This is a genomic window from Gordonia hongkongensis (assembly GCF_023078355.1).
Classification (GTDB): Bacteria; Actinomycetota; Actinomycetes; order Mycobacteriales; family Mycobacteriaceae; genus Gordonia; species Gordonia hongkongensis.
The window spans coordinates 1,902,832-1,926,615 of the sequence record NZ_CP095552.1; the positions used below are offsets into that span (position 1 = coordinate 1,902,832).

Genomic DNA, 23,784 nt, shown 5'->3' on the forward strand with positions numbered 1-23,784 from the left:
GTCGCGCCGGTCAGGTCAGGCCGAAGCTGTGCTCGACGGCTCGGTTCCATCCCGCGTAGAGGCGGTCGCGGTCGTCGGCGGCCATCCCGGGCTCCCACCGGCGGTCTTCGGCCCAGTTGGCGCGGATGTCGTCCTCGCTCTCCCAGAAACCGACGGCCAGGCCGGCCGCGTAGGCCGCGCCGAGGGCGGTCGTCTCGTTGACGACCGGCCGCACGACGGGTACGTCGAGGATGTCGGCCTGGAACTGCATGAGCAGTTCGTTCACGACCATTCCGCCGTCGACCTTCAACGTCGACAGTTCGACCCCGGAGTCGGCCTGCATCGCCTCGATGACCTCACGCGTCTGAAAGGCGCTGGCTTCCAGTGCGGCTCGGGCGATGTGGCCCTTGTCGGCGAACCGGGTGAGACCCACGATGACGCCGCGGGCATCGGGGCGCCAGCGCGGCGCGAAGAGTCCGGAGAACGCCGGGACGAAGTAGACGCCGCCGTTGTCGTCGACCCCGCCGGCCAGTTTCTCGACGTCAGATGCCTGCGGGATCAGGCCGAGGTTGTCGCGCAGCCACTGGATGAGCGAACCGGTCACCGCGATCGAGCCCTCGAGTGCGTATCGTGCGGGCTGCTCGCCGATGCGGTAGCAGACGGTGGTGAGCAGTCCGTGCGCGCTGAAGACCGGCTCGGTGCCGGTGTTGAGGAGCAGGAAGTTGCCGGTCCCGTAGGTGTTCTTGGCCTCGCCGGGTTCCAGGCAGGCCTGGCCGAAGGTCGCGGCCTGCTGGTCGCCGAGGATGCCGGCGAGCGGTACCCCGGGGAGTGGGCCGTTGCCCCGGAGGGCGCCGAAATCGCCTGAGGAGCTCCTGATCTCGGGCAGCATGGCCATCGGGATGCCCATCTCGGCGCAGATGTCGGCGTCCCAGGTCTGGGTCCGCAGGTCCATCAACATGGTGCGCGATGCGTTGGTGACATCCGTGACGTGCCGGCCGCCGTCCACCCCGCCGGTCATGTTCCAGGCCATCCAGGAATCCATGGTGCCGAAACACAATTCTCCGTTCTCGGCGCGTTCGCGGAGGCCGTCGACGGAGTCGAGGAGCCAGCGGGCCTTGGGGCCGGCGAAGTAGGTCGACAACGGCAGGCCGGTGCGATCGCGGAACCGGTCCATGCCGACATCTCCGGCCAGCTCGGTGCACAGATCATCGGTGCGCGTGTCCTGCCACACGATGGCGTTGTGCACCGGCTTGCCGGTGTCGCGCTCCCAGATCACGGTGGTCTCGCGCTGATTGGTGAGGCCGCAGGCGACGATGTCCTTCGCGGTCAGTTCGGCCGACGCGAGGGCAGCGGCGCCGACGCGGCGGGTGTTACGCCAGATCTCGGCGGCGTCGTGTTCCACCCAGCCCGCGCGCGGGAAGATCTGTTCGTGTTCGAGCTGTTCGGCGCCGACGACGCGACCCTCGTGATCGAAGATCATCGCCCGGGTCGAGGTGGTGCCCTGGTCGATTGCCGCCACGTATTTGCCTGACCTACCCACGCCGGACAGTGTCGCACGCTGTCGAGGCCACAGAGATCAATTAGGCTCAGCAACCATGAACACCGAGTTCAACCCGGACCGGCCCGCCGACATGGGGCCCCTCTACCGCGCCGAGGCATGGCGGAGGTTCGGGGAGGAACAGTTCGACGTGGTGGTCATCGGTGGCGGCGTGGTGGGTGTCGGTGCCGCACTCGACGCCGCGACACGCGGTCTGCGCGTCGCGCTGGTCGAGGCACGCGACATCGCCTCGGGCACATCGAGCCGGTCGTCGAAGATGTTCCACGGCGGCCTCCGCTATCTCGAGCAGCTCGAATTCGGCCTCGTGCGTGAGGCTCTACGCGAACGCGAGTTGTCGCTCCGGTTCCTCGCGCCACATCTGGTCAAGCCGTTGCCGTTCCTGTATCCGCTCACGCAACGGGTGTGGGAGCGGCCGTATGTCGGAGCCGGCATCTTCCTCTACGACCGGATGGGCGGCGCCAAGTCCGTTCCCGGACAGCGTCATGTCACCCGATCGGGTGCCCTGCGCGTGGCCCCGGCACTCAAGCGCAGCTCGCTCATCGGCGGGATCCGGTACTACGACACCGTCGTCGACGACGCGCGGCACAGCCTCACGGTCGCCCGCACAGCGGCCAATTACGGTGCGGTCATCCGGACCTCGACCCAGGTCACCGGATTTCTGCGCGAATCCGACCGGGTGCTCGGAGTCCGGGTGCGCGACACCGAGAACGGCGATGTGACCGAGATCCGTGCCCACTGCGTGATCAACGCCGCGGGCGTGTGGACCGACGAGGTGCAGGCACTGTCCAAGCAGCGCGGGCACTTCAAGGTCCGGGCCTCCAAGGGCGTGCACATCGTGGTGCCGCGCGACCGGATCGTCAGCGAGACCGCGATCATCCTGCGCACCGCCAACTCGGTGCTGTTCGTCATCCCGTGGGAGACGCACTGGATCATCGGCACCACCGACACCGACTGGAACCTCGACCTCGCGCATCCGGCCGCCACCCGCGCCGACATCGACTACATCCTCGAACGCGTCAACGAGGTCCTGGTCACCAAGCTCAACCACGACGACATCGAAGGCGTCTACGCCGGCCTCCGGCCGCTGTTGGCCGGGGAGGACGACGAGACCTCGAAGCTGTCCCGGGAACACGCGGTCGCGACCGTCGCGCCCGGACTCGTGTCGATCGCCGGCGGCAAGTACACCACCTACCGTGTGATGGCCGCCGACGCCGTCGACGCGTGCGACGACTTCATCCCCACCCGGGTGGCGCCGTCGATCACCGAACGCGTCCCGCTGCTCGGGGCGGACGGTTACTTCGCGCTCATCAACCAGTGCGAGCACCTCGGACGCCGATTCGGGTTGCACCCGTACCGGATTCGCCGGTTGCTGAACCGCTACGGCTCGCTGATCGACGACGTGCTGTACTACGCCGACGGCGACAAGAGCCTGCTGCAACCGCTGGCCGCGGCGCCGCAGTATCTGCGCGTGGAGGTGGTGTACGCCGCGGTCGACGAGGCGGCGCTGCACCTCGAGGACGTCCTCGCCCGGCGGACCCGCATCGCCATCGAGTACTCCCATCGTGGCGTCGACTGCGCCGACGAGGTCGCCGACCTGCTGGCGCCCCTCCTCGGCTGGACCACCGAGCAACGCGACTTCGAGGTGGCGACCTACGTCGCGCGCGTGGAGGCCGAGGTGGCCTCGCAGCAGCAACCCGACGACGACTCCGCCGACGCCCTGCGCGCCGCGGCCCCCGAGGCCCGGGCCGAGATCCTGGAGCCGGTGCCCGTTCCGAAATGACGGTGGCTCCGGTCGAGTCGGGACGTTGGCCTCTGTCTCTGCCCCCTGATGCCGCGGCACGATCGGGGTGGGGGAAGAAGGAGACGAGATCATGGTCGACGAATCGGTTCGGGTGCTCACCCCCGACCAGGCCTGGGATCTGTTGGGAGTAGCCGAGCTCGGTCGGATCGCACTGAGCGTCGACGGCCAGCCCGACATCTTTCCGGTGAACTTCCATGCGACCGACGGCCGCATCATGCTGCGGTCCGGCGAGGGCACGAAACTGTCGGAGCTGGCGGTGAATTCGCGAGTGGCGTTCGAAGCCGACGGACATACCGAGACCGACGGGTGGAGTGTCGTTGCCAAGGGGACGGCGCGGATCCTGGTGTCGCTCCACGAGATCGAGGCGGCCGACCAGCTGCCGCTGCGCCCGTGGATCGCGACGATGAAATACAACTACGTGGAGATCACGGTCGACTCGATCACCGCCCGCCGCTTCGAGTTCGGGCCCGAGCCCGAGCGCTACCCCGTGTGAGGGGCCTCGGCCGGATCACACCTGGCACCGGGGACACCAATAGACGGATCGTTCGCCGCCCGGGGATTCGAGTTCGCCCCGCTTCACCGGGGTGGCGCAGCGCCGGCACAGCCGCCCGTGGCGTCCGTACACCCACATCCGCGCATTGGGCGATGTGTTGCCCGTGGTGGTGCGGGCCGATCGCAAGCGGTTCGCCCACAGCAGGCGTCGGCTGAGGTCCACGACCGGCCCTAGGTCGACCTCGCCGACCGGCCGGGTCGGCAGGACCCGCCGCAGGAAACAGATCTCGCTGCGGAAGACGTTGCCGATTCCCGCGATCAGCCGCTGGTCGAGCATGGCCGCACCGATCGTCGCGTCCGGGTCGGAACCGAGACGTCGGATCGCCTCCTCGCGATCGAAGTCGTCGGCGAGCAGGTCGGGGCCGAGGTAGGCGAGCGCGGCGTCGGGGTCGGCGAGCAGTTCCAGTACGCCGAGGTCGAAACCGACCGCCTCATGGTCGGCGGTGCGCAGGACGGCGCGGGCCTGGTAGGCCGGGCGGCGCCACCGTTGCCCCCGCGGGTGCGCGTGCCAGGCGCCCTCCATCTTCAGATGCGAGTGGATGCTGAGGGTGTCGCCGACACCCGGACCGCTCTCGGCGACGTCGATCAGCAGGTGCTTGCCCACCGATCGCACCGCGAGGACCTCGCGTCCGGAGAGGTCCGCGGTGGCCAGCGACGGGATGCGGAAGTCCGACGACTCGAGCACCCGTCCCGCGAGCCCCGCCCGCAGTCGTGCGGCGGCCGCGTAGACGGTGTCGCCCTCAGGCATGGTCCACCTCAGGCATGATCACCGAAACGCAGCCGGATGCCGCGCGGGGTCGTCGAGAATCCCGCTTCGACGAGCACCTTGCCGAAGTCGGTGGCGCGCACGGGTTCCGAGTCGATGTGGTCGATCGTCAGACGCGCGATCCGGCCCCGCCGGACCAGTGCGACCAGCGCGCCCGCGGCCGACTCCAGCCGCGGGATCGAGTCGCTGAACGTCAGCAGTGTCTTGCCGCCGCGTTCGACGAAACACACCACGTCACCGTCGACGATCACCACGAGCGCCCCCGGTTTGCGGCCCGGGCGGTGACCGGCCTCGGCGTCGCGAGACGCCGGCCACTCGAGCGCCGCCCCGTAGGGATTGGCCGGGTCCGTCGCGGCCAGCACGGTTGCCTCGCGGGGCGCTTTGCGATCGGGCAGCGCATGCCGGCGCAATTCGTCGACCGTGGCCGGCGAGGCGAACTGCGCCCCGCCGAGGCCGTCGACGTAGTAGCCGCGACGAACATGTCCGTTGTCCTCGAAGACGGTGAGCGCCTTGTAGACCCGCGCGAAGCCGCCGGTCACCTCCTCCGAGACCACGCTGCCGCGCGTGATCACGCCGTATCGGGTCAGCAACTGATCGCAGAGGCCCTGCGTGGCGATGGTCGGCTCGGTGGACGGGTGGTCGAGGGCGAACCAGCGGCCACTCGCCGTCGGCGACACCGGGGGAGCGACGGAGTGTTCGGTGAGGTACCGGGCCGACAGGCGGCCGGCCCGGAGCCGGGGTGCGCGCCCGCGTGCCCGATGCGCGGGCGCCGAGCGCGGTGCGGACGGGCTGCGCCGCGGTTGCAGCAGGGCGCGGACGGGCGCGAAGCTGTCGTTGCTGACCCGGCCCGCCCACACGAGGTCCCACAGGGCACTCTCGATGTCGGCGGCCGGCGTGGTGGTGCCGGTGCTGATGTCGGCGGCGATCTGTGGGAACCGCAGGGCACCACCGGGTTCGAGTGCGGCGGTGACCCCGTCGTGGACCGGGGTGGTGTCGATCTCGTCGGCGTCGGGCAGCGTCAGGACGGCGACGTCCGCGGGATGCAGCGCCACCCAGCCGTCGGAGTTCCCGATGCGGCCGTGTCCGGACCAGATGACCTCACCGGCGCTGAGCAGTTCGTCGAGCATCGGCGCTGCGTAATCGGACACCCGGGCCGGCAGTACGAGGGACTCCCACGCGGACGCCGGCAGCGGGAACCCGGCCAGCTGGTCGATGACCGTCGCCACCCCGTCGACACCCCGGAGCTGGGTGCCCGACGACGCGTGCTGCCAGTCGAGGAGGAACCGGGTGAGGACGTCGGTACCGACGGGAGCCACCTCGGCGCGGCTCGCCGCCAGGGAACCGCGTCGGATCTGACCCAGCACGTCGGCGTGACACCATTGCCCGTCCCGGGGGCCGGTACCGGCATCGGGCAGGAAGTCACCCTCGACGACGCGTCGCTCCGATGCGAGACGGTTGAGGGTGTCGCGCACGACCCCGGTCGCGATACCCAGAGCAGCGGAGGCCTCGGGCACGGTGAACGGGCCATGGGTGCGGGCGTACCGGCCGATGAGGTCTCCGACTGGGTCGGGCACCTCCTCGAGATAGGCCGCCGGGATGCCGAGAGGTGCGGGCACCCCGAGAGCGTCACGGAGGCGGGCGGTGTCGTCGATGGCCGCCCACAGCGCACGTGCGTTGTGGTTGACCGAGATGATCTGCCCGACCCGGTGCAGCTCGGTGAGCAGGTCGGCGGCCGGCTCGTCGCCGCGATACCGGGCCGCGACCTCCTCGGTGGTGAGCGGGCCCAGCCATCGCAGGAGGTCGACGATGTCCTCGGCGTCGCGCGCCTGACGCTCGGGGGACAGGCGTTGGAGCCGGGCGATCACGTCGGCGATGACCGCCGGATCGAGGAGCTCGCGCAGGTCGACGCGCCCGAGCAACTGGGCCAGCAGGCTGGTGTCGAGGGAGAGGGCGGCCGCGCGGCGCTCGGCGAGCGGCGCGTCGTCGGCGTACATGAAGGCTCCCACGTACCCGAACAGCAGCGACGCGGCGAAGGGAGAGGGGCTTTGGGTCTCGGTCTCCACCACCCGGATCCGGCGCGTGCGGATGCGGTTCAGCAGATCGAGCAGGGCGGGGAGGTCGTAGACGTCCTGCAGGCATTCGCGGACGGCTTCGAGCACGATCGGGAAGTCGGGGAATTTGGATGCGACGGAGAGCAGTTGGGCGCTGCGCTGGCGCTGTTGCCACAGCGGGGCGCGCCGGCCCGGATCCCGGCGCGGCAACAGCAGGGCGCGGGCGGCGCATTCGCGGAAACGGGACGCGAACATCGACGAGTCGGCCAGACCGTCGGTCACGAGTTGCTCGACCTCGTCGGGGTCGAGGAGGAACACATCGGCTCCGGGAGGGGCGTCGTCGGTGTCGGGCATCCGCAGGATGATGCCGTCGTCGGAGGCGGTGGTGGCGCCCTCGATGCCGAGGGTCTCCAGCAGGCGCTGCGAGATGGCACTGGCCCAGGGGGCGTGTACACGTAAGCCGTAGGGGGAGTGCAGGATCACCCGCCAGTCGCCGAGTTCGTCGCGGAACCTCTCGACGACCAGCGTGCGATCGGTGGGCAGGTGTCCGGTCGCCTCGCGCTGCTCGGCGATGAGTGTCGCGAGGTTGCTGCGGGCGTTCTCGGTGAGCCCGAGCCGGTCTGCCTGGTCGTCGAGCTTCCCGGGATCGGCGACCGACTGGGTGAAGGCACCGATCGCGGCGCCCAGTTCGGCGGGGCGTCCGATCGCGTCACCGATCCAGAACGGCAACCGGCCCGGTTGACCGAACGCGGGGGAGACGAGTACGCGGTCGTGGGTGATGTCCTCGATCCGCCAACTGGTGGCGCCCAGCGCGAACACATCGCCGACTCGGGACTCATAGACCATCTCCTCGTCGAGTTCGCCTACGCGAGTGGCCTTCTCGCCGACCATGAACACGCCGAAGAGTCCGCGGTCGGGTATGGAACCGCCCGAGGTGACGGCGAGCCGCTGGGCGCCGCGCCGGCCGGTGATGACTCCGGCGTCGCGGTCCCAGTTCACCCGGGGGCGCAGTTCGGCGAACTCGTCGGACGGGAAGCGGCCCGCGATCAGGTCGAGGGTCGCGTCGAAGACGCCCCGGCCCAGTTCGCGGTAGGGCGCCGCGCGCCGGACGACCTCGTACCAGTGATCGACCTCGAGGTCGTCGACCGCGGCCGCCGCGATGGTCTGCTGGGCGAGGATGTCGAGCGGATTCTGCGGGACCTTGATCTCCTCGATCGCGCCGTCGAGCATCCGGCCCACCGTCACCGTGCAGTGCAGCAGATCGGTGCGGTGCTTGGGGTAGAGGATGCCCTGGCTGATCTCGCCGACCTGGTGCCCGGCGCGGCCGATCCGCTGCAGTCCACTCGCCACCGACGGCGGGGACTCCACCTGGATGACGAGATCGACCGCACCCATGTCGATGCCGAGTTCGAGTGAGCTGGTGGCCACCACACACGAGAGGCGGCCGGCCTTCAGGTCGTCCTCGATCTGGGCGCGCTGCTCCTTGCTGACCGAGCCGTGATGGGCGCGGGCGAGAACCGGCTCGGCGCCGGAGCTCGCGCCGCTGCCCATCACGAACGCCGGGGCGCCGCCCGCGACCGACGGATTGCCGGTCGGTTCGGCAGGCTCGCCGTGGCGCTCGGCGTGGATCTCGTTGAGCCGAGCGGTGAGCTTCTCGGCGAGGCGTCGGGAGTTGGCGAAGACGATCGTGGCGCGGTTCGCCTCGATCTGGTCGACGATCGAGGCCTCGACGTACGGCCACAACGAGCCGGCAGTCGGCGAGAACGCGTCGTCCAGCGCCGCGGGGTCGGCATCGGACACCGGCGGCGGGATGTTGGCCATGTCCTCGACGGGGACGTCGACGCGCAGGTCGAATGTCTTGTCGGCCTTGGGTTTGACCACCTGGCACGGCGCGGCGCCGGACAGGAACCCCGCGACCACCTCGGGCGGGCGGACCGTCGCCGAGAGGCCGATCCGCTGGGCGGGTTTGTCCAGCAGTTCGTCGAGGCGCTCGAGGGTCAGCGCGAGATGGGTACCTCGTTTGGTCGCGGCGACCGCGTGGACCTCGTCGACGATGATCGCCTCCACGCCGGTGAGACTCTCCCGCGCGGCCGAGGTGAGCATCAGGTACAGCGACTCGGGGGTGGTGATGAGGATGTCGGGTGGGGTTTTGACCAGCGCACGCCGATCGGCGGCGGAGGTGTCGCCCGACCGCACGCCCACGGTGATGTTGGGCTCCGGAAGGTTCAGCTCCTGGGCCGCCCGGGTGATGCCGGTCAGCGGTGCGCGCAGGTTGCGCTCGACGTCGACGGCCAGCGCCTTCAACGGCGAGATGTAGACGACCTTGGTGCCCGCGGGACGATTGCCGGCGTCGGCGGCGAGCCGATCGAGAGCCCAGAGGAACGCGGCCAGGGTCTTCCCGGACCCGGTCGGTGCGATGACCAAGGTGTTCGCGCCGTCGGCGATGGAGGTCCAGGCGCCCTTCTGCGCAGCGGTGGGCGCGGTGAACGCACCCGAGAACCACCGCCGGGTGGGGGCGGTGAAGCGGTCGAGCACCGAGGGGCGGGGCATCTCTCCACTATGTCGCACTCGTACGACAGAACGCGGTATACAGTCTCCTCACGCCTGTACGGGGAATCCGGTGAGAGTCCGGAACGGTCGCGCCACTGTGAACGCAGCCCAGATCGACACGGTCGACGTGACGGGGCATGCGTGAGTCAGGATGCCGTGCCGGCGTGCACCACCCGTGAACTCTCCGACGCGAGATCGGCGAAAGGACCCACCATGACAGCTCCCCGTACCGAGGCGGCATCACCGGTCGCCCCGGCCCGTGCCCTGCCCGTACCGAACATCTCCGTCGCGAGCGCGGCGCTCTGGCTCAGCCTGACCGTGCTGCTCGCCGGGCTGGCGTACTACTTCCTCGGTTACGACCAGGGGGTCGTGTCGGTCTTCGGCTCCGACACCCACGTGCACGAGTTCGTGCACGACGCCCGCCATTTCCTCGGCTTCCCCTGCCACTGAGTCGACATGGAGAAGAAGTTCATCGGCGCCGGCCTGCTCGCAGGTCTGATCGCCGGCATCGTCTCGTTCGTGTTCGCGCGGTTCTACCTCGAACCCGTCGTGGGCAAGGCCATCGACTACGAGAGCGCCCGCTCGGCGGCCGAGGAGGCCCTGGCCCATGCCGCCGAACCGGGTGGTCACACCCATGGTGAGGGCGGAGAGTTGTTCACCCGCGCGATGCAGGAGAACCTCGGCGCGGGGATCGGCAACGTCGTGTTCGCAGTGTGCATGGGCGCGTTCTTCGCGGTGGCGTTCACGGTCTTGTGGAGCCACGTCGGCAGCCGTCACCCGGCCACCGATCCCCGTGCGGTCGCCGGCGTGCTCGGCGGCATCGGTTTCGTCGCCGTCTTCGCCGTCCCGTTCTTCGCCTACCCGGCGAACCCACCCGCCGTCGGCGACGACGACACCATCGGCGAACGAACCGGTGCCTTCCTCACCATCACCGTGTCGTCGGTGATCCTCGCCATCGCGGCGGTGGTCCTGGCGTCGTGGTTGCGTCCGCGCATCGGTGGGTTGGTCTCGGCGGTCGCCGCCACGGTCGCCTATCTGGCCGGCATCGCGATCGTGCTCGCCTTCCTGCCGTCGTTCAGCGAGGTCCCCGGCCCGGTCCGCGACGACGCCGGACAGGTCGTGTTCCCGGGCTTCCCCGGTGACGTGATCGGGGATTTCCGGGTGTACGCGATCGCCAACCAGGTCATTCTGTGGACGGTTCTCACCGTCTCGTTCGCACTGATCGTGGGGGCGATGGCCCGGTCGCGGGCGACTGACCGCGCTCGCGCGGTCTCCGCGCCGAACTGAGGCGATCACTGCCCGGCATGCAGATCATCACCGCCGGGCGCACCGGCCCCAACCGGTCGGTGCGATTCGGCGGTGACCCGGTTCTCGATCAGCGGGGTCGACGCGACGTGCTCGTTCTGAGCGCGTCGCTCACGCGCCCGATCGACATCTGCGGCCCGGAGGCGGCGACCCGCGCCACCGCCGAGGTACTCGGCGCGACAGGCGGCCTCATCGTCGACGACGCGCTGCGGACGCTCGATGTCGGTGCGTGGTCGGGCCTGTCCCCGGAGGAGATCGACCCCGTCGACCTCGGCGGGTGGTTCACCGACCCGGAGGCCCGCCCGCACGGGGGTGAGAGTGTCGCGCAGTTCGTCGACCGAGTCCATGCCTGGCGTGCCGGGCAGGCCGAGCACGGCGATGGCTACGTGGTGGTCGCGATGCCGGTGGCGCAGGCCCTGCTGTGCGCCGATGCGGACGGGTTCTTCGCGCGGGAGGTGCGCCCGGCCACCCTCTACACCTGCACCGATGTTCGGTAGGAACAGATCTGCGACGACGTACCTAGACATCGGCAGTGACTCCTGACACAGTTGGGGACGACAAAACTGAAACGTGTTCGCCCCTGCGCGGACACCGGTCTGGGAGTGTGACGATGTTCGAGTGGTCCGAAGAAGATCTGATGGTTCGGGACGCCCTGCGGGCGTTCATCGACAAGGAGATCCGGCCACATCTCGACGAACTCGAATCCGGCACGCTGCCGCCCTACGACATCACCCGCAAACTGCTGTCGAGCTTCGGTGTCGACGCGATGGCCAAGGACGCTCTCGAGAAGGAGCTCGAGGCCGAGGCCAACGGGGAGAAGAAGAAGCCCTCGGGCGACGGCGGCGGTATGGGCGGCTCGATGTTCATGATGGTCAACATCGAACTGGCGGGGGTCTGTCTCGGTCTCGTCGCATCCTTGGGCGTGAGCATGGGCCTGACCGCCTCGACCATCCGCGGCAAGGGCACGCTCGCCCAGAAGAAGCGGTGGCTGCCCGAACTGGTCACGATGGAGAAGGTCGGCGCCTGGGCGATCACCGAACCCGACTCCGGATCGGACGCGCTGGGCGGTATGAAGACGACGGTCCGTCGCGATGGTGACGACTACATCCTCAACGGGCAGAAGACCTTCATCACCAATGGCCCCTACGCCGACACCATCGTCGTGTTCGCCAAGCTCGACGACGGCAGCGGCACCCCGATGCGGGACCGTAAGGTCCTGTCGTTCGTCCTCGACAAGGGGATGCCGGGACTGACCCAGGGCAAGCCGTTCAAGAAGATGGGCATGATGAGTTCGCCGACGGGCGAGCTGTTTTTCGACAACGTGCGCGTCGGCAAGGACCGCCTTCTCGGCGAGACCGAGGACACCGGTTCGGACGCGCGCGGATCCGAAGGCGCCAAGGCCGGTTTCACCGCGGAGCGGGTCGGGATCGCGGCCCTGTCGCTGGGCATCATCAACGAGGCGCAACGGCTTTCGATCGACTACGCGAAGAACCGCAAGCTGTGGGGCCAGGAGATCGCACAGTTCCAGCTCATCCAGCTCAAGCTGGCCGAGATGGAGGTCGCGCGCATCAACGTCCAGAACATGCTCTTCAGTGCCCTCGAGCGGGGCAAGGCGGGCAAGCCGCTGAGCTTGTCCGAGGCGTCGGCGATGAAGCTCTACTCGTCGAAGGCGGCCACCGACGTCGCGATGGAGGCGGTGCAGTTGTTCGGCGGCAACGGCTACATGGCCGAGTATCGCGTGGAGCAGCTTGCGCGCGACGCCAAGTCGCTGATGATCTACGCCGGCAGCAACGAGATCCAGGTGACCCACGTCGCCAAGGGGCTGCTGCGGGGCTGACGAACAGGCCCGATCGTGTCGGACCATGCCGACACGATCGGGCCGGGTTCAGGCGACCTCGTCGGCCCGGACCTCGACCGTCTGCGGCGTGGTGCCGGGCGTCGGCGACACGAGCGTCAGGTGGTCCGGCTGTGCCAGGAAGTCCTCGATGTCGCGTCGAGCCGCTTTCTCGATCAACAACGGCACGAAGATCCTGACCTTGCAGTCGGCGAATCGTCCGTAGACGGCGTGCACACGTGCGTCGATGTCGTCGACAGCCATAACCGGAAACCGTGCGATCAGGCGTCGAATCACCTGTTCGACTTCGAGCATCTCCTCAACCCGAGCCATTGGGACATTCTGCGGGAAAACCTTTGCGGCTGCAGGCTCATCGGGGAAACGACTGGTCACGATCGAGCATGCGACGGTGTGCCCCGTACCTGCCACGACAATTGCGCGTCCTCTTCGTCGGTTACCGCGCGGATGCCTCGGACGTGGCACAGAATGACCAGTTAGTCATTCGGTCCAGCCACGGGAGCGTACGGCCATGCCTGATTTCTCATCGTCCTCGGGTGAACTCCGAGGCCCGGATCACGACGGCCCGTCGGGCCCGATGTCGGGCAAGAAGTACCGCAAGCATCTCGAACCGCTGCACGCCGAGTTGGTCGCCATGCAGGAATGGGTCCGTGCGACCGGGGCGAAGGTCTGCATCGTCTTCGAGGGCCGGGACACGGCGGGCAAAGGCGGAGTCATCAAGGCGATCACGGCCAGGGTGAGCCCGCGGGTCTTCCGCGTGGTCGCGCTGCCCGCGCCCACCGAACGGGAGAAGTCGCAGATGTACCTCCAGCGGTACATCCCGCATCTGCCCGCGGCCGGCGAGGTCGTCATCTTCGACCGCAGTTGGTACAACCGGGCCGGCATCGAACGAGTGCTCGGATTCTGCACGGAGAAGCAGGCACACCAGTTCCTGGAACAGGTGCCCACGGTGGAACGGTCGATGGTCGAGTCGGGGATCATCCTGCTCAAGTACTGGCTCGAGATCAGCGAGGAACAGCAGACCCTTCGCCTGCAGAGCCGGATCGACGATCCGCGGAAGATCTGGAAGCTCTCCGACATGGACCTCGCGTCCTACAGCCGCTGGTACGACTATTCGCGGGCCCGAGACGAGATGTTCCGGTTCACCGACACGGGCTGGGCGCCCTGGTATGTCGTCTCCACCGACGACAAGAAACGGGGTCGGTTGAATGTGATCGAGCACCTTCTCGGTCAGGTTCCCTACACGCCGCTCGAACGTCCCCGGATCGAACTGCCGAAGCGGCAGAAGGCCAAGGACTATCGGCCACCCGAGCAGGCCCTGCACTGGATCCCGACCCCGTATTGACGACCCGAAACCGAACCGCAGTCGAGTAGTCACGACACCGCCCGAGCCCGAGGCAGGAGAGTTGCATGGCCATCGCACGCCCGCCGTCGTCACCGGAACGTCGGGAGGACGACGCCCCCGCACCGGCCTGGCACGTCCAGGACGTCGAATCCGTCGTGTCGGCGCTCGAGTCCGACAGCACCGGTGGACTGTCGTCGGCCGAGATCGACGACCGACGGACGCGGTTCGGCGACAACGTGATCGCCGCGGAACCGGCCCCGTCGGTGGCTGCACTGGTGCTGCTGCAGCTCAAGGATCCGATGAACCTGATGCTGATCGCCGTGGTGATCGTCAGCCTGGTGATCGCGGAGGTCTCGACCGCGCTGGTGGTCGCCGCCCTGGTGGTGCTCAACCTGGTGCTGGGCACTCGGCAGGAGCTGAAGGCCCGGGCCAGCGTGGACGCCCTGGCGCGGATTCAGGTTCCGCAGGCCCGCGTGGTCCGGGGTGGAGTCCTGGTGGAAGTTCCCGCGGCGCAACTCGTTCCCGGGGACATCGTGCAGCTCGAAGCCGGCGACTTGGTGCCGGCCGACGGACGTCTGGTGCGGGCCGCCACGCTGGAGACGCAGGAGGCCGCGCTGACCGGCGAGAGCGCGCCGATCCCGAAGGACCCCGCCGCGCTCACCGATGTCGAGCTGGCCCTGGGTGACCGCAGCAACATGCTCTTCCAGAACACCTCGGTCACCCGCGGCACGGCGACGATGGTCGTCACCGAGACCGGGATGCGGACGCAGATGGGACAGATCGCGTCGATGCTGTCGGCGATCGCTCCACAGCGGTCACCCTGCAGCGCGAGCTGGATTCACTCACCAAGATCCTGGGCGTGATCGCCTGGACCGCCGTGGCGATCATCGTGGTGATCGGGCTGGTGCGCGGACAAGACCTGGCGACGGTGATGCTGCTCGGTATCTCGATGGGCATCTCGGCGATACCCTCCGGTCTGCCCACTTTCGTCCAGGCGATGCTGGCCTTCGGGGCCCGGCAGCTCGCGGATGCGAAGGCGGTCGTCAAGAACCTCACCGACGTGGAGACGCTCGGCGCGACGAGTCTGATCAACTCGGACAAGACCGGGACGCTCACCATGAACCAGATGATGGTGCGCTCGTTGTACTTCCACGGTCAGTGGTTCGCCGTCGACGGTGAGGGCTACGGCAAGACCGGGAGCATCACCCAGGCGGCGGGCGAGCCGGTTCCCGACTTCACCATGCTCGCGTACGGACTGTGCCTCGACAGCGACGCCACCGTGTCGGACGCCGGCGCCGTCATCGGCGATCCGACCGAGGCGGCGCTGATCGTGCTGGCAGCCAAGATGGGGGTCGACGCGCCGCTCACCCGCCAGACCTATCCCCGTCTCGCCGAGGTTCCATTCGACTCGGCCTACAAGTTCATGGCGACGTTCCACCGGCTGCCGGTGGACGGCACCGTCCGTTTCGTCGAGATGGTCAAGGGCGGTCCGGATGTCGTGCTGAACCGCTGCCGCTGGGCGTTCCGCCCCGGACGGGAGAGGGTGGAGCTGGCGGAGGTCCGGGCCGAGATCGAGGCGGCCAACGAGCAGATGTCGGCCGAGGGCCTACGTGTGCTGGCCTTCGCCGCGCGCGTGCTCGACGGCCGGGAGGACGAGGTGACCGCCGACCCGATGGCGTTCGTGGACGATCTCGTCTTCGTCGGGATGGTCGGGATCATCGACCCGTTGCGTGCCGAGGCCGTCGACGCCGTCCGCACGGCGCACGCCGCGGGGATCGATGTGCGGATGATCACGGGGGACCACACGGGAACCGCGTCGGCGATCGGTGCGCAGCTGGGACTCGGTCCCGGGGCCATCAGCGGTACCGAACTCGCCGCGATGTCCGACGAGGAACTCGCCGAGGCGCTTCCGCGGTTGCATGTGTTCGGGCGTGTCACGCCGTCGGACAAACTCCGGCTCGCCGACGTGATGCAGCGCCAGGGCGCGGTCGTCGCGATGACCGGCGACGCGGTCAACGACGCGGCCGCGCTGAAGAAGGCCGACATCGGGGTGGCGATGGGCTCGGGCAGCGAGGTCACCAAGCAGGCCGGCAAGCTGATCCTCACCGACGACAACTTCGGGACGTTGATCACCGCGATCCGGTTGGGGCGCAGCGTCTACGACAAGATCGTCGCCTACATCCGCTACCAGATGTCCAAGCTGTTCTCACTGGTGCTCCTGTTCCTGGTCGCGAGCATCTTCGACATCAACGAGGGCGTCGCGCTGGCGCCGCTGATGGTGGTCTTCCAGCACTTTTTCATCACCCTGTTCCCGGTGATCGTGATCATGCAGGACCCGCCGGCACCGGATCTGATGGCCAAACCACCACGGGACCCGAAACAGCCGATCACGAATCGCGCGTCGTTCGTGCAGTGGTTCGCCTACGGGGTCCTGCAGTTCGCGGTGACCTTCGTCGCGATGATGGTGGCGCCCGGTCCGATGAGCCCGACCGAACCGAACGTCCCGATGACCATGGGCTTCGTGGTGCTGTCCCTGGGTTCGGTGTTCGCCGGGTTGGTGATGCGGCGCGATCCGGAGTCGGGCCTCACACCGCCGATCGTCAACGCCGTGAAGATCCTGTCGATCCCGATCATCGTCACCGTGCTCGCGGTGGAGCTCGGATTTCTGCAAGACCTGCTGCAGACGACCTCGCTGACCGGCGGCCAGTGGCTCGCCTGCATCGGATGGTCGCTGATCATCCCCGTCGTGGTGGAGGCGGAGAAGTGGGTGCGACGTCGCCGGAGTCCGGCGGTGTCCGCGATCTCGGCCGTGGAAGCGGTGGCACCCCGGCGAGCTCTTCGCTGACCGAACGGGCGGCTACGAGGCCCGGTGTGGGTTCCACGCCAGGTACCACAACTGCAGCCAGTCCAGTTGTGGTGGCGCGACCCGGGTCTCGGGCCGGTGCCGGGGGACCCGTACGCGGAGCGCCCCGGGCGTGATGGTGCACCGCACCGGCGTCGTGAGCTGCAACGATTCACCGTCGACCCCGACCGGGATGACCTCGGCGTCGGCGTCGACGGTCACCTCGGTGGCGATGCGCTGGACGAGTCCGCGGTCGTGGGTGCGCCGCAGGAGGCCGACGGCCTGCCGGGTGTCGGACACCGAGACGGTGACGACCCCGAGCCGTCCCTCGTCGATGCGGGTGCGGCGACCGAGCCCGGCCACGTCGTTGGTGGCATAGGGGCCGTTGCTGACGAGGACGGCCTGGGGATCGGCGATGGTCTCGCTGCCGACGACGGCCCGCAGACCCGACCTCGTCCCTCTGCCCAGGAGGTCGGGAAGCATGCGTAACACCGTGCGTGTCTTGTCATCTCGATACTGCGGACTCTGGACCACCTCGGCGTAGATGCCGAACGACGCGTTGTTGACGAACGGCCGACCGTTGATGTGACAGAGGTCGACATGGAACTCGACGCCGTCGCGCAGCGCGTCGAGACACCGGGCGGGGTCCTGACGGTCGAGCCCGAGATCGAGCGCGAAATGGTTTCGGGTGCCGGCACTGATGACCAGGAAGGGTACGCCCGCCTCGGCCGCGACTCCGGCGACGAGGGCCTGGGTGCCGTCACCTCCCGCGACACCCAGCAGGTCGGCCCCGCGCGCCACCGCGTCCCGTGCCAATTGCTCCACGTCGATCTCCACCGGCCCGTCCAGCAATACGACCTCGGCGCCGAGGGATTCGGCCTTGCGCTGCAGATCGAATCGGACGACCTTCCCGCCACCCGAACGCGGGTTCATGATGATGAACGGGCGGTGGACGTCCGGCGCCGGGTGTTCGGGCATCAGGGAGTCGATGCGGGACGGCCGCAGCGCGCGCCGACCGCATCCGACCGCGGCGGCCGCCAGCAGCGCGGCGGCGATCACGACCCAGAGCTGTCGCTCGCGAAGGAGGAACACCACGAGAACCGCCACCGGCAGGACCGCGAGAGCAGCCGAGACGATGCGGAGGACACCACGGCTGATGAGGAACCAGTACACCGCGGCGACGACGACGACGGCACAGACACCACAGATCGCCAGGAGGCCCAGCAGGCGGAGGAGGCCGGCTGCGGCCACCGGGAGCAGGATCGCGGCGACGGCCAGCGCCATGGCCGCGCGCGCCCACCATCTGCGTGTCGTGGGCGGCGCGACCTCGGCGGCGACCGACGCCTGACTCATACCGTCTCGATGGCCGGCGTCGCCTCATCGGGCGTCTGCTGATCCGGCGGATCCGACTCCTCGCTCCGGTCCTGGGCGGCCCAGTCCTTCGCCGGCCTGATCACGAGTTCGAGGATCAGGAGGGCGAGGAGTCCGAAGACGGCGATGAGGAGGACCACCAGACCGGTCGGATAGCTCCAGAAGACGAGCAGCAGCGCCGCGATGCCGATGATCGCGCTGCGCAACGCGATTCGCGCGCGGAACAGGCTTTCCTCGAAGGCATTCGGCGGCCGCGAGCGTCGTATCCGCTGCACCGAGTCGAGTCCGTGGCCGAATCCGCGCCGGACGGCCGTGGCCGAGGCGGACCCGCCCAGCAGGTAGGCCCCGACGGCGACCACGAGCCCGAGGACCGCCACGGCACGCAGCGCCAACCGCAGCGGATCGAGCACTGTGTCGATGGTGGCGGCCGCGGCATCCGGGGCGAGGATGTCGGGCGGCATCGCGTCGAGATAGAGCGCTCGGCCGATCAGCAACGCGATGGCGAGGACGAGCATGGCGAGGACGAGTGACAGTCCGGCGAGCGAGAGGGCCCGCAGACGCCGACTGCGGGGTGCGACGGCCACAGCGGCGAAGGCGAGCGCGATCATCAGCCAGGGCAGGACGTCGGCGGCGGTGTCGAGTGCCGAGACGGCACGCTGGGCGCGGACCAATTCGGGTGAGCGGAACAGGACGAACTGCTTGTCGACGGCGGGGATCTTCTCGGCGAAGGTGAAGCCGCGGTCGAGGAGGCGTGCCTTGACGTTGTCGATCACGGTGCCGAGCGAGATGCTGACGGTGCCGGAGTCGTCCACGGTCACCGACGACGGTCCGACGTCACCGGTCACGACCGCGACAAGGGCGGTGTGTGCGGCCCGATTCGCCTGCAGCCACAGGGATTCGAACTGATCGCTGGCGACGAACGACGACACGGTCTGTTGCACGAAGCCGCGGGCCTGGCCGGCCAGGACGGGAGCGAGACCCTCGACCGCCCGGTCGACGCGTGGTGCGTTCTCGGTGGCCGGAACCGCGTCGGTCAGGGTCGTCAGCGCCGCCGCGGTGAGTCCCTCGACGTCGATGCGACTGAAGATCTCATCGGTGATCGTGTTCGAGATCTCGGCTTGCACTGCGGGATCCGAGGCGAGCGGAGCGACGGTGCTGACGTAGCGGTCGGTGTCGAGGATCTCGCCGCGGACGAACCGCGATGTCACCGAGGTGATGGCGAGTACGGCGACGAGGATGCACAGGACCGCGACGGCGAACCAGCGCCACCGGTTCCGCCGGGTCGGGTCGGGGGTCTTGGTGGCCGGCCCGGTGCCGGTCGCGTCGCGCAGGCGCGCGACCTCGGCTCGTAGTCGTTCGAGTTCGGCGCGCTCGGAGTCGGTGATGCCGACGCTCGGCTCCGCGCTCTGTCCGTTGGTGTCCGTGGTCATCACGACGCCGCCCTTCCGGCCGCTGATCGTCTGGGGTTCCGGTGCTGACAGAACGCGCTCCACCGCCGAGGGGCGCCTCGACGGTGGAGCGTGGGTCGGGATCTAGCGGTATTCGGCCTTCGGCTGCCAGGTCGAGACGGCCCAGATGACCACGATGTCGAGAGCGATGATCAGGATCGACCACCAGGGGTAGTAGGGCAACCACAGGAAGTTGGCGATGATCGACAGGCCGGCGATCACGATCGCGGTGAACCGCGCCCAGGTCGCGCCGGTGACGAGTGCGACGCCGACGCCGGCCATCACGACCCCGAGGGCGATGTGAATCCAGCCCCACGTGGTGAAGTCGAGCTTGTAGACGTACTCGACGCCGCGGACGAAGACCTCGTCTTCGGCGACCGCGGCGATGCCCTGGAAGAGTTGGATGACACCGAGGACGATGAGGATGATCGCGGCGCCGATGGAGGTCCCCGCGGCGATGTTCTGTGAGGTGGATGGACGGTTGTTCTCGTGGGTGGGTGCGGTGTGAGTCATGACGACGCCCTTCTCTGGACAACCTTGACTGTGGACTACCCGTACAGGGGGAGTGTCCTACGAGTCATGCCGCCCCGCAACCGTTTCGGCGAGAGCGGGCCCAGAATTGTGACCATGTGCCGGAACTCGATGCCGTTGCCGCGCAAACCGATGCGCATTGCTAACGAAAAAGGGTCAGGTCTCTTGCCGAGCGAGTCGCCAGATGCGGTCGCGTGACATCGGCGTCTCGACGGGCCGGCTCCCGAGTGCGCGACGGATGGCGTTCGCGAGCGCCGGCGCGACCGGGTTGTACGGTGACTCGCTCATCGATTTGGCGCCGAACGGGCCGAGTTCGTCGCTGGTCTCGGCGAAGTAGACCTCCGTGACGGGGATGTCGGCCATCTGCGGGACGCGGTACACCCGGAAGACGTTCGTGATCGGCCGTCCGGCCTCGTCGATCATGATCTCCTCGTAGAGCGCGGTGCCGATGCCTTGCGCGACACCACCTTCCACCTGGCCGCGACATTGCTCGGGGTTCATCACGGTGCCCGCGTCGGCCGCGTGCACCGATTGCAGGATGCGAACGGTGCCGGTCTCGGTGTCGACCGCGACGCGGAAGGCCTGCACGTTGAACGCGATGGACCGCATCTCCCCGCGTTCGGCGCCCGCGGCGACGGCGCGCGGTCCCGCGGGGTGCTCGACCCGGTTCGACGGGTCGACAGCGCCGATGAGATCGGCGAACCCGACGATCCGGCCGTCGACGAGCGCGCCCTCCACGCCGAGGCCGACCTGTGCCGGGTCCGTTCCGGTGAGCCGCGCCGCGGCGTCGACAAGGGTGTCACGCAACGCGAGACATGCTGAGTGCAGCGCCTTCCCGGCCACGGTCGTGCCCGCCGAGGCGAACGCCCCGGTGTCGTGCACGACGGCGTCGGTGTCGCCGTGCCACAGCGAGACCCGGTCCAGTCCGGTCGACAGCGCGGTGGCGACGATCTGGGCGTGGACCGTGGTCGTGCCGTTGCCGAACTCGGCGGTGCCCACGCCCACGTGGTACGTGCCGGCGGCGTCGACCGCGACGGTGACGTCGGCGAAGTGCCCGCGCGGGGCCATGGTGGCGATCGCGGCGATGGCCATGCCCTCGCCGACGTGCCAGCGATCTCCCGACGGTGCCTCGACCCCGTTGCCGGCGTGCAATGCACGCTCGGCCAGATCGAGACACTGGTCGAGTCCGTAACTGCCGTAGACCAGGTCGACCTCGGGATCGGCGCGTGCGATGAGGAGGGGATCGCCGTCGGCGACGGCGTTGCGGCGTCGGAACTCGAACGGGTCGATGCCGAGTTCGATCGCGAGTTCGTCCATCGCGCTCTCCACGGCGAAGACCACCTGGCCGAGGCCGTAACCGCGGAACGCGCCCGAGGGCGGGTTGTTGGTGTAGACGACCTCGGCGTCGAGCCGCTTCACCGGGCAGTTGTACACCGACACCGATTCGGCGCAGGCGTGGAACATCACGCCGATCGCGTGGTTGCCGTAGGCGCCGGTGTCCGACAACAGGTTCACCCGCAGGCCCGTCAGCCTGCCGTCCTCGTCGGCGCCGACGTCGACGGTGACCCGCATCGGATGCCGGTACGTGGTCCGGGTCAGCTCGTCTGTGCGCGTCATCTCGTAGGCGCAGGGTCTGCCCGTGCGGAGTACGGCCAGGGCGACGAGGTCCTCGGTCAGCATCTCCTGCTTGCCGCCGAACCCACCGCCCACCCGGGCGCTGAAGACCCGGATACGCTCCGGCGGCAGATCGAAGAGGAGCGCGAGCTCGTTGCGGACCAGGAACGGGACCTGGGTGCTGGTCCGGATGACGAGGCGCCCGTGTTCGTCGAACCACCCGATCGACCCGTGGGTCTCCAACTGGGCGTGGGAGACCCGCCCACTGGACCAGGTGCCGTGCACCGTCGCCGACGATGCGGCGAGTGCGGCGTCGACGTCACCGCCGAACCCCTCGTGAAAGGTGGCGATGACGTTGCGATGGGCCTCGGCGACCCGGTCGGCGGGAGTGCGATCGGGGTGCAGCAGTGGGGCTCCGGGGCTTCTGGCCGCTTCCGGGTCGAAGACCGCGGGGAGCACTTCGTAGGTGACGTCGATGAGCGCCAGGGCCTGGTCGGCGACCGCTGGGGACGACGCGACCACCGCGGCGACCCGCTGACCGACGAATCGCACCACCGGGTCGAAGACGAGTGTGTCGTCGGGATCCTCGAGGCGGCTCTCGTGGCGTCCCGTGGAAAACCGCGTAGTGGAGACGTTTTCGTGGGTGAGGATCAGCTCGACGCCGGGTAGCGCGGCGGCGTCGGTGGTGTCGATGGCGGTGATCCGTGCGTGCGCGTGCGGCGAACCGAGTACGTGGATGTGCAACATCCCGGGCGTGGGGACGTCGAAGGTGTACGGCTCGGTTCCGGTCACCACGCGCCGGGCGGCGAGCGGAGCGACCGATTCGCCCACGAGTGGCCGTTGCGCGGGCTCCGCGGGCACAGCGGGGGACGCGGTGCCCGTGGCGGCCGCGGTGATCGCGTCCCGGATGGAGCGGTAACCGGTGCAGCGGCACAGGTTTCCCTTCATCCGCCGCGGCAGGTCGGAGAGATGCTCGGCGGTGACGGTGGAGGCGGTCACGATCATTCCCGCGGTGCAGAAACCGCACTGGAACCCGAAGTTGTCGACGAAGGACTGCTGGACGGGGTGCAGGTCGTCTGGGGTGCCGAGCCCGGCCACCGTCGTCACCGACTTCCCGGCGGCGCGGTGAGCGGGATAGATGCAGGAGTGCACGGGTTGTCCGTCGACGAGCACCGAGCACGCCCCGCAGTCGCCGGCGTCGCAGCCCTTCTTGACCTCGTAGTGCGCGTGTTCGCGAAGAAGCATCCGAAGGCACTGTCCCGCAGCGGGTTCGGCGTCGAGCGACTCTCCGTTGACCTCGAATCTCATGCGCCGGCTCCGAATCCCATGTCCTTGATTCCGTTCGTCGCCGACGACAACTCCGTGCGGACCTCCTCGCCCAGCACCGCCGAGACGCCGCGGCGCCAGTCGGCCGAACCCAGCGCGTCGGTGTAATAGCCACTTGCCGAGACGATGTCGTCGTGCAGCGCGTCGCGGGTCGGTAACCCGGTGTAGCGCAGAACGGTCGGCCATTCGGTGGCCGCGGTGATCCCGAAGGTGGCGGCGCCGTCGTCGTCGACCCGGCCGGTCACCACGGCCCCCGAGCGACCGAGCTCGGCGAGGGCGATCTTGCGCACGGAGGTGCGGGCGCGTAACGCGTGGGCGGGGAAGTCGATGGCGCGCAGGACTTCTCCCGGTGCCAGGAGGTTGATGCCGTTGCCGATGACCAGCTCGGCGACGGGTAGATCGCGGTCGGTGCCATCGGGACTCCACACGTGGGCGGTCGCGTCGAGCCCGACCGCCAGCGAGACCATCGACGCTGCCGCGTACGACCGGCAGATGTTGCCGCCGACGGTCGCCATGTTCCAGATCTTGAACGACGCCAGCAGTGCGTTCGCGCACTGCGCGAACATCGGGTGGGCCACGAAGCCGGGGCGCGGGGGGAGTGCGACGAGTTCGGCGATCGAGCAGGTGGCCGCGATCCGGAGACCACCTCCCGGCAGGTCTTCGACAGGTGCCCAACCCATCTCGCTCAGGTCGACTAGTCCCGTGGTCGCCGGCTGCGGCTCGGAGAACACCCAGGTGCCCCCGGCGACGATCTGTTCGCCGGGGGCGGGGAACGCCTCATCCCGCGTGCGCGCGAACCGGTAGTGGGAGACGGCGGTGAGGTCCATCAGCGTGCCTTGTCGAGGAGGCGGGATGCGGCGGTGGGTGGCTCCCACCGTACGAGGCCGATGCGC

The 23,784-nt window shown here is 68.9% G+C and carries 16 protein-coding genes, 1 pseudogene and 1 riboswitch; of the genes and pseudogenes, 8 read left to right on the plus strand and 9 right to left on the minus strand.

The window, feature by feature from the left end:
* Window positions 1-10 precede the first annotated feature (10 nt).
* Window positions 11-1,498 (minus strand): glycerol kinase GlpK, encoded by a 1,488-nt coding sequence (gene glpK, locus MVF96_RS08650; RefSeq protein ID WP_247452079.1) that lies wholly within the window; start codon window positions 1,496-1,498, stop codon window positions 11-13.
* A gap of 76 nt (window positions 1,499-1,574) precedes the next feature.
* Between glpK and glpD the strand changes: the two genes are divergently transcribed.
* A complete protein-coding gene (gene glpD, locus MVF96_RS08655) occupies window positions 1,575-3,317 on the plus strand; it encodes a glycerol-3-phosphate dehydrogenase (RefSeq protein ID WP_137809901.1) in 1,743 nt (580 codons plus the stop codon).
* Between the two features lie 91 nt (window positions 3,318-3,408).
* Window positions 3,409-3,831, plus strand: a complete 423-nt coding sequence (locus tag MVF96_RS08660; protein ID WP_247451842.1) for a pyridoxamine 5'-phosphate oxidase family protein — start codon at window positions 3,409-3,411, stop codon at window positions 3,829-3,831.
* Window positions 3,832-3,846: 15 nt separating this feature from the next.
* On the opposite strand, the gene MVF96_RS08665 is transcribed toward MVF96_RS08660, so the two are convergent.
* Together MVF96_RS08665 and MVF96_RS08670 are read right to left on the minus strand one after the other, a co-directional pair.
* Window positions 3,847-4,638 (minus strand): DNA-formamidopyrimidine glycosylase family protein, encoded by a 792-nt coding sequence (locus tag MVF96_RS08665; RefSeq protein WP_247451843.1) that lies wholly within the window; start codon window positions 4,636-4,638, stop codon window positions 3,847-3,849.
* A gap of 8 nt (window positions 4,639-4,646) precedes the next feature.
* Window positions 4,647-9,257 (minus strand): ATP-dependent helicase, encoded by a 4,611-nt coding sequence (locus MVF96_RS08670; RefSeq protein ID WP_247451844.1) that lies wholly within the window; start codon window positions 9,255-9,257, stop codon window positions 4,647-4,649.
* Window positions 9,258-9,318: 61 nt separating this feature from the next.
* A riboswitch (cobalamin riboswitch) is annotated at window positions 9,319-9,413 on the plus strand.
* 57 nt (window positions 9,414-9,470) lie between these two features.
* Here MVF96_RS08670 and MVF96_RS08675 point away from each other — a divergent pair.
* From MVF96_RS08675 to MVF96_RS08690, 4 genes are all read left to right on the plus strand, one after another.
* On the plus strand, window positions 9,471-9,707 hold the full coding sequence (locus MVF96_RS08675; RefSeq protein ID WP_058250870.1) for a CbtB domain-containing protein: 237 nt from the start codon (window positions 9,471-9,473) through the stop codon (window positions 9,705-9,707).
* A 6-nt stretch (window positions 9,708-9,713) separates the two neighbouring features.
* Window positions 9,714-10,544 carry a CbtA family protein gene (locus MVF96_RS08680; protein WP_247451845.1) on the plus strand — a complete coding sequence of 277 codons (831 nt, stop codon included), beginning with the start codon at window positions 9,714-9,716 and terminating at the stop codon, window positions 10,542-10,544.
* A gap of 17 nt (window positions 10,545-10,561) precedes the next feature.
* Window positions 10,562-11,059 (plus strand): histidine phosphatase family protein, encoded by a 498-nt coding sequence (locus tag MVF96_RS08685; RefSeq protein ID WP_211538151.1) that lies wholly within the window; start codon window positions 10,562-10,564, stop codon window positions 11,057-11,059.
* A gap of 113 nt (window positions 11,060-11,172) precedes the next feature.
* Entirely contained in the window at window positions 11,173-12,399 is a 1,227-nt protein-coding gene (locus tag MVF96_RS08690) for an acyl-CoA dehydrogenase family protein (protein ID WP_058250638.1), read from the plus strand.
* 48 nt (window positions 12,400-12,447) lie between these two features.
* Here the strand turns inward: MVF96_RS08690 and MVF96_RS08695 are convergent, their stop codons facing one another.
* Window positions 12,448-12,729 carry a three-helix bundle dimerization domain-containing protein gene (locus MVF96_RS08695; protein ID WP_203235912.1) on the minus strand — a complete coding sequence of 94 codons (282 nt, stop codon included), beginning with the start codon at window positions 12,727-12,729 and terminating at the stop codon, window positions 12,448-12,450.
* Between the two features lie 196 nt (window positions 12,730-12,925).
* Here MVF96_RS08695 and ppk2 point away from each other — a divergent pair, with 196 nt between their 5' ends.
* Together ppk2 and MVF96_RS08710 are read left to right on the plus strand one after the other, a co-directional pair.
* On the plus strand, window positions 12,926-13,759 hold the full coding sequence (gene ppk2 / locus MVF96_RS08700) for a polyphosphate kinase 2 (RefSeq protein ID WP_238995051.1): 834 nt from the start codon (window positions 12,926-12,928) through the stop codon (window positions 13,757-13,759).
* A gap of 65 nt (window positions 13,760-13,824) precedes the next feature.
* Window positions 13,825-16,604 (plus strand): annotated as a pseudogene (locus tag MVF96_RS08710) (cation-translocating P-type ATPase).
* Between the two features lie 12 nt (window positions 16,605-16,616).
* On the opposite strand, the gene MVF96_RS08715 reads toward MVF96_RS08710, so the two are convergent.
* The 5 genes from MVF96_RS08715 to MVF96_RS08735 form a co-directional block, all read right to left on the minus strand.
* On the minus strand, window positions 16,617-17,954 hold the full coding sequence (locus tag MVF96_RS08715) for a diacylglycerol/lipid kinase family protein (protein WP_247451846.1): 1,338 nt from the start codon (window positions 17,952-17,954) through the stop codon (window positions 16,617-16,619).
* Window positions 17,951-19,402, minus strand: a complete 1,452-nt coding sequence (locus tag MVF96_RS08720) for a hypothetical protein (RefSeq protein ID WP_247451847.1) — start codon at window positions 19,400-19,402, stop codon at window positions 17,951-17,953. The genes MVF96_RS08715 and MVF96_RS08720 overlap by 4 nt, the downstream gene beginning before the upstream one ends.
* A 102-nt stretch (window positions 19,403-19,504) precedes the next feature.
* A complete protein-coding gene (locus MVF96_RS08725; RefSeq protein ID WP_159370508.1) occupies window positions 19,505-19,933 on the minus strand; it encodes a DUF7144 family membrane protein in 429 nt (142 codons plus the stop codon).
* A 174-nt stretch (window positions 19,934-20,107) separates the two neighbouring features.
* Window positions 20,108-22,873, minus strand: a complete 2,766-nt coding sequence (locus tag MVF96_RS08730; protein WP_247451848.1) for a molybdopterin-dependent oxidoreductase — start codon at window positions 22,871-22,873, stop codon at window positions 20,108-20,110.
* Entirely contained in the window at window positions 22,870-23,718 is an 849-nt protein-coding gene (locus tag MVF96_RS08735) for an FAD binding domain-containing protein (RefSeq protein WP_247451849.1), read from the minus strand. The genes MVF96_RS08730 and MVF96_RS08735 overlap by 4 nt, the downstream gene beginning before the upstream one ends.
* Window positions 23,719-23,784: the final 66 nt, after the last annotated feature.

Coding starts and splice junctions, on each gene's coding strand:
- MVF96_RS08680 (WP_247451845.1), top strand. CDS start 9,714: ATGGAGAAGAAGTTCATCGGCGCCGGCCTGCTCGCAGGTCTGATCGCC.
- MVF96_RS08660 (WP_247451842.1), top strand. CDS start 3,409: ATGGTCGACGAATCGGTTCGGGTGCTCACCCCCGACCAGGCCTGGGAT.
- MVF96_RS08690 (WP_058250638.1), top strand. CDS start 11,173: ATGTTCGAGTGGTCCGAAGAAGATCTGATGGTTCGGGACGCCCTGCGG.
- glpD (WP_137809901.1), top strand. CDS start 1,575: ATGAACACCGAGTTCAACCCGGACCGGCCCGCCGACATGGGGCCCCTC.
- MVF96_RS08720 (WP_247451847.1), bottom strand. CDS start 19,402: ATGACCACGGACACCAACGGACAGAGCGCGGAGCCGAGCGTCGGCATC.
- MVF96_RS08685 (WP_211538151.1), top strand. CDS start 10,562: ATGCAGATCATCACCGCCGGGCGCACCGGCCCCAACCGGTCGGTGCGA.
- MVF96_RS08715 (WP_247451846.1), bottom strand. CDS start 17,954: ATGAGTCAGGCGTCGGTCGCCGCCGAGGTCGCGCCGCCCACGACACGC.
- MVF96_RS08670 (WP_247451844.1), bottom strand. CDS start 9,257: ATGCCCCGCCCCTCGGTGCTCGACCGCTTCACCGCCCCCACCCGGCGG.
- ppk2 (WP_238995051.1), top strand. CDS start 12,926: ATGCCTGATTTCTCATCGTCCTCGGGTGAACTCCGAGGCCCGGATCAC.
- MVF96_RS08695 (WP_203235912.1), bottom strand. CDS start 12,729: ATGGCTCGGGTTGAGGAGATGCTCGAAGTCGAACAGGTGATTCGACGC.
- MVF96_RS08735 (WP_247451849.1), bottom strand. CDS start 23,718: ATGGACCTCACCGCCGTCTCCCACTACCGGTTCGCGCGCACGCGGGAT.
- MVF96_RS08675 (WP_058250870.1), top strand. CDS start 9,471: ATGACAGCTCCCCGTACCGAGGCGGCATCACCGGTCGCCCCGGCCCGT.
- MVF96_RS08730 (WP_247451848.1), bottom strand. CDS start 22,873: ATGAGATTCGAGGTCAACGGAGAGTCGCTCGACGCCGAACCCGCTGCG.
- MVF96_RS08665 (WP_247451843.1), bottom strand. CDS start 4,638: ATGCCTGAGGGCGACACCGTCTACGCGGCCGCCGCACGACTGCGGGCG.
- MVF96_RS08725 (WP_159370508.1), bottom strand. CDS start 19,933: ATGACTCACACCGCACCCACCCACGAGAACAACCGTCCATCCACCTCA.